The 4,991-nt window shown below is 43.4% G+C and carries 7 protein-coding genes and 1 tRNA gene; 7 read left to right on the top strand and 1 reads right to left on the bottom strand.

Features of this window, described 5'->3' with window-relative positions; all coding sequences use genetic code 11:
- Nucleotides 1-364: 364 nt before the first annotated feature.
- From AC1DPZ_RS21730 to AC1DPZ_RS21700, 7 genes are all read left to right on the top strand, one after another.
- Nucleotides 365-437, top strand: a tRNA-Phe gene (locus AC1DPZ_RS21730).
- A gap of 656 nt (nt 438-1,093) precedes the next feature.
- Nucleotides 1,094-1,627: a phospholipase D-like domain-containing protein gene (locus AC1DPZ_RS21725; protein WP_477407369.1), complete on the top strand. Its 534-nt coding sequence runs from the start codon at nt 1,094-1,096 to the stop codon at nt 1,625-1,627.
- Complete coding sequence (locus AC1DPZ_RS21720) at nt 1,608-1,832, top strand: hypothetical protein (RefSeq protein WP_477407367.1); 225 nt, start codon at nt 1,608-1,610, stop codon at nt 1,830-1,832. The genes AC1DPZ_RS21725 and AC1DPZ_RS21720 overlap by 20 nt, the downstream gene beginning before the upstream one ends.
- Before the next feature lie 247 nt (nt 1,833-2,079).
- Nucleotides 2,080-2,958: a helix-turn-helix domain-containing protein gene (locus AC1DPZ_RS21715; protein WP_477407365.1), complete on the top strand. Its 879-nt coding sequence runs from the start codon at nt 2,080-2,082 to the stop codon at nt 2,956-2,958.
- Nucleotides 2,959-3,194: 236 nt separating this feature from the next.
- Nucleotides 3,195-3,755, top strand: coding sequence for a DapH/DapD/GlmU-related protein (locus AC1DPZ_RS21710; RefSeq protein WP_477407363.1), 561 nt, complete (start codon nt 3,195-3,197; stop codon nt 3,753-3,755).
- Between the two features lie 5 nt (nt 3,756-3,760).
- On the top strand, nt 3,761-3,961 hold the full coding sequence (locus AC1DPZ_RS21705; RefSeq protein WP_477407361.1) for a hypothetical protein: 201 nt from the start codon (nt 3,761-3,763) through the stop codon (nt 3,959-3,961).
- 36 nt (nt 3,962-3,997) lie between these two features.
- On the top strand, nt 3,998-4,255 hold the full coding sequence (locus AC1DPZ_RS21700; protein ID WP_477407359.1) for an SDR family NAD(P)-dependent oxidoreductase: 258 nt from the start codon (nt 3,998-4,000) through the stop codon (nt 4,253-4,255).
- On the opposite strand, the gene AC1DPZ_RS21695 is transcribed toward AC1DPZ_RS21700, so the two are convergent.
- On the bottom strand, nt 4,234-4,991 hold a 758-nt coding region (locus AC1DPZ_RS21695; protein WP_477407357.1), incomplete at its 5' end, for a carboxylesterase family protein. The two genes, AC1DPZ_RS21700 and AC1DPZ_RS21695, sit on opposite strands and share 22 nt — an antisense overlap.

The raw sequence follows: 4,991 nt of genomic DNA, 5'->3' as shown, positions 1-4,991 counted from the left end.
GGGCTACTTTGGCCATCGTTTTCCAGCGCAGGCCAGGCTGATCGCTGCGATCGGTATCGCGGCCCAACAGGATATTGCGCCGTATTTTACCCGCGTTTTTGGAGAACAGGTAAACAGCGGCAACAAATAGGATGAGAAATATTAGCTGTGCAATCATTATGCGTGCATAGTAGTTTTTTCAAAGTTAAATGAATTGTTGACACAGAAAAAAGTTTTCAGAACGAAAAAAAACATAGAAGCTAAGTAGCTGATTTGTTGGGAGATTATTTAAAACAACTGTCTATACTACCGAAAATTCAATTTTTTTTCAAAAAATAATTTCTAAACCCGAAAAAGAAAACTACATTTGCACTCCTCAAAAGGGGGTATCATAGCTCAGTCGGTAGAGCAAAGGACTGAAAATCCTTGTGTCGCTGGTTCGATCCCAGCTGATACCACAAACGTTCGCAAGTTGCTAAATACTTGCGAACGTTTTTCGTTTAAAATGGTATAGAACAATTTGATTAAGTTCTCTAATCTAAAAATCCAGGTTTATTTAATTCATTATATCAATTTTTTATAAATTCGTAGGCTGAATACCACAACAATTCCTTTCGCAGGCGCGGCATCCTACCCCGTTCGCTCAGGAAATTTGGTGCAGCCGTTGATAGACGATGAACCTGCATTCCGGCGTATCTGTAAGGCAATCGAGGCTGCACAGCATACAATTTACGCTACTGTTACTTTTTTATGGGCGAACTTCGTCATGCCGGATCGCCGGGGCAGTATGTGGAGGTGTTGGATAAAGCTGTCGCCAAGGGCTCGATGTCCGGTTTATTTTCTGGAGACCGGACGAGGAAACGGCATGGCTTAGGCAGAACGCGGTTTGGGGCAGTGCCGATCATATTGATTTTCTCAATAAGCGAAATTCAGGTGTAAAAATTCGCTGGGATCGGGCACATCCAGGTTTTTGCCAACACCAGAAAAGCTGGCTGATCGACGCCGGTTACGACAATGAAACAGCTTTTGTCGGGGGGATCAATCTCAATCCCCATTCAATGGTTTCACCGGGGCATCATGGCGAGGGCATAATCATGACGTTTACGTCGAACTAATGGGCCCATCTGTTGTCGATGTTCATCATAACTTTGTTCAGCGGTGGAACGAAGCAAGTGAACGATCTATAGAAGATGGCCTTGGGGGCATCGGCAGTGAAGTTAATTTGGAATTTCCCGTTGAAATACCCATTGCACGCGGGCAAGCGTCAGTGCAGATACAGCGGACTATACATGTCGGCCAATATTTCGATGGGAAAGCAACGCCAGGCGGAAAAAGTTTCGTTATCGTTGCGGGTGAACAATCCAATTTCACGCAATATTGCACTGCGATTAATGCTACATGCCGTACTATTTACATAGAGAATCAACAAATAGATGTTCCTGAAATTATAACACCTCTAAAAAATGCCCTCGAACGTGGTGTAGATGTAGTTTTATTGATGCCTTTATTGGCACAGATACCGTCGGCTCTTGCTGTATACGAAAACTTCTCGATTGCTGGTATTGCCGGGCTGGACGCGGATGGATGCCGGAAACCTGTATACATACATGCCAAACTGATGCTGATCGATGACGAAAAGTACCCATAATGCCAGGGAGTCTGCGGGGCAAGAGTTGTTGGAAATGACGGACCTGCATTTCAAAAATAATCCCGTAAACTTTCGGGCAATAGCCGCCCTCCTGGTTGGCGGTATCTATTACGTCGTTTTACATACACAATCGAATGGCGGGCAATTTTGTGGTCTCGATATCACTTCCAAAAATGCCCAGATGGAAAGTTATGCGCGCAATTGATCAGATCACCGGTTGGGCGTTTGAAAAAGCATGATGAGATGAAACAGTTGCCGGCCATTTTAGCACAGCTGGTGGAGTAAATCTTCAAATGGTTTATTGGCCCCGTAAATGCTGGATTTATTTTTTTATTTCGTAGTGCACCCGAATAAGAATTCGACTTGATATCTATGCCCCCGAGTAAATTCGCTTTCTCAATTAAGTAGAAGAAAGTTTTAATTGTATTAGTTTGAAACTATTAATTTTGCATATGTTAGAAAAGACATTGCGCCAGATTTCAGAATTTAACAGTGAATTAAAATTAAAAGGTTTCAACGTTTTCCAAATTGAAGAAGACGGTCAGGCTACCCGATTTTATAGCCGAAAGGATTTTTATAAGATCTGTTTAACGACCGGCAAAAGCATTATTCATTATGCTGACAGGAGTTTTGAAGCCGAAGGAACAGTTTTGTTTTTTGGTAACCCGCATGTGCCCTATTCCTGGGAAACCATCTCAAGCACGTATCTAGGTTATACCTGCTTATTTTCAGAGGAATTTTTAAATGTTTCAGAGCGGTCGGATATTTTGCAACAATCGCCATTCTTTCGAATAGGGGGAACTCCCATACTGACGATCACCGAACAACAAAGAGCATTTTTAAACACTATCTTTCAGAAGATGATAGAAGAGCAGAATAGTTCTTACGTATATAAAGATGATTTGATCCGAAATTACATCAACCTTATCATGCACGAGGCGATGAAGCTGGAGCCTTCTGAAAATTTTGATATGCATAAAAATGCCGCTTCCCGCATTACCTCTGTTTTTCTTGAACTGCTCGAAAGACAATTTCCGATTGAAGGCCCGGATAACCCATTGAAATTAAAGTCCGCACAGGATTATGCCCAATATCTCAACCTGCATGTAAATTACCTGAATCGTATGGTAAAAGAGGCGACCGGGAAGCCCACAACAAATCACATAGCTGAGCGAATCATCAGTGAAGCGAAAGCCCTTTTACAGCACACCAGCTTAAATATTGCCGATATTGCTTACGCCTTGGGATTTGATTACCCCAGCTATTTTAATAATTACTTTAAACGTATGACGGGAACCAATCCCACTTCACTTCGTTCAGCCGAAGTTTGAATCTCTTAATTATCGGTTTGATTTTCATAAACTGCGGGGTTAGCGTATAGCTAACTTTGCACTATGCGAAATGTATTCTTATGAGACATCATTTGTACTCACACTGATCACGTTTTCGGTCGCTTTCGCATGCTTTACGCAAATGTTAACGAATCTAAATACCAAAAAAGGCGTAGTAACCTGGCATAATAAAATAAGTGAGCGCGAATACAGCAGAAGCAAATAATTCAACTATCATGAGTAACGATATTTTTGAAAGACTCAGATCTGGAGAGTTAGTGCCGCTTACCGATCCGGAATTTTATAAGATAGACGAGGTGGTAACCCGAACGCTGGCTTTGTCTCCGGCACTGAATACATCAACCGGTATCGACGAGGTACGTAAAAAGTTAAGCGAAATAATAGGCACAGACATTGATGAGAGTACGACGCTGTTTGCACCTTTTTACACCAACTTTGGTAAGTTCATTTCTTTAGGCAAACATGTATTTATCAACCATGCCTGTTCCTTTCTGGATATGGGAGGTATTACGCTGGAAGACCATGTGCTAATCGGTCCTAAAGTAAATCTTATTACAGAAAATCATCCGTTAAGTCCGGCCGACCGGCGGGGTATGATCTGTAAGGCCATTATTATCAAACGCAACGCCTGGATCGGTGCAGGTGTCACCATATTGCCGGGTGTGACCATCGGCGAGAATGCCGTTGTTGCGGCAGGTGCAGTTGTGAGCAAAGATGTAGCACCGAATACAGTTGTAGGTGGCATTCCGGCAAAATTCATTAAAACCATTGATTAACATATATGACCATAAAAAATGATTATTTAGATACAGAAATGAATCCCAGGAGGGATTTTATAAAAAAAACATCGGTTTTAGGTACCGGCCTTATGCTGGCAGGAGCATCTTCGCTTTTTGCTAAAGATCAATTGCAATTTGCCCCGGTAAACATTAAATCAAAAGGTTATGCTGCTAAAGATGAATCCGGTAAGCTCAGCCTTTGAGAGTTTGAGCGCAGGCCGATAGGTGATAATGATATTTTGATCGATGTAAATTCGCCTCTGTTTGCCACTCGGATATTCACCAGATGCGTGGCGACTGTTGAGAAGATCAGTGCTCATGGGGGCAAAGCGCTGGCTATTGCAACTGATGTAACGAGCCGGGAGCAGGTCAAAACGCTGGTAGCTGAAGCGGTCCGGACATTCGGCCGCATCGATGTGCTGATCAATAATGCAGGCCTGATGCCGCTTTCACCACTTGAAAGGTATAAGCTTGGTTACCTTGAATTAAGCGAGTGATAGCCTATTCGGCCTATCGACCGCCACATCGCCAGTTCTTCCTTGTACCTGTCATTAATTACTTCGCATTTAGCATCAATGCGCATGGTGGGCCGGTCTTTCAGATTATAAGCCGGCCACTCGGGAACATCCTTCGCGGCAGGCTTACCTGTTCTTGCAAAATTAGTCCATAATTCCGCCATATGATGGGATGCAACAAAGCGCTCAGGCTTGTTCCCGCTTAAAAAACCGGCCGGCGCCCCGGGGACTTCATTGTTGAATTTGAATGTGATATCCATGGCATGGGGCGTACCGAAAGGATAATCAGTGTCAGGGACCTTTGCCTCAGATTTATAACCAAAATTATACAGATACACAGGGGCGCCATGTTGCTCCGCTTTCCTTTCTGCGATCGCAATAGTGCCAAGTCCCATCATATTTATTGATTTAACAGCCATCCAGATATCGCTTGCAGATGCATTCGGCCTGGTCCTCCTGTAGGTCTCAATTATTTTCTGCGTATCAGCACCAAACTCCGGTTGGATTTTTGTTTGTAATGCCTCAAATGTAAAATCGTTTTTGAGTGCACCTGTATCACGCGAATACATCGCAAAAAAGGCCCATTCATCTTCGTTCCAGCCGGTCATCAGCGGCTTGTCCTTTGAAATTTTTGGCGCAAAAGGATCAAAAGGGTCATGAGGCAGCGCAACGCCGTCCACTACCGGCGCAAAATTGTTAGGAACGAACCCTACTACAC

Source organism: Mucilaginibacter sp. P4_G9 (assembly GCF_056400985.1).
Note: the sequence above shows the minus strand (reverse complement) of the source record. Positions and strands in the feature narration are given on the sequence as shown.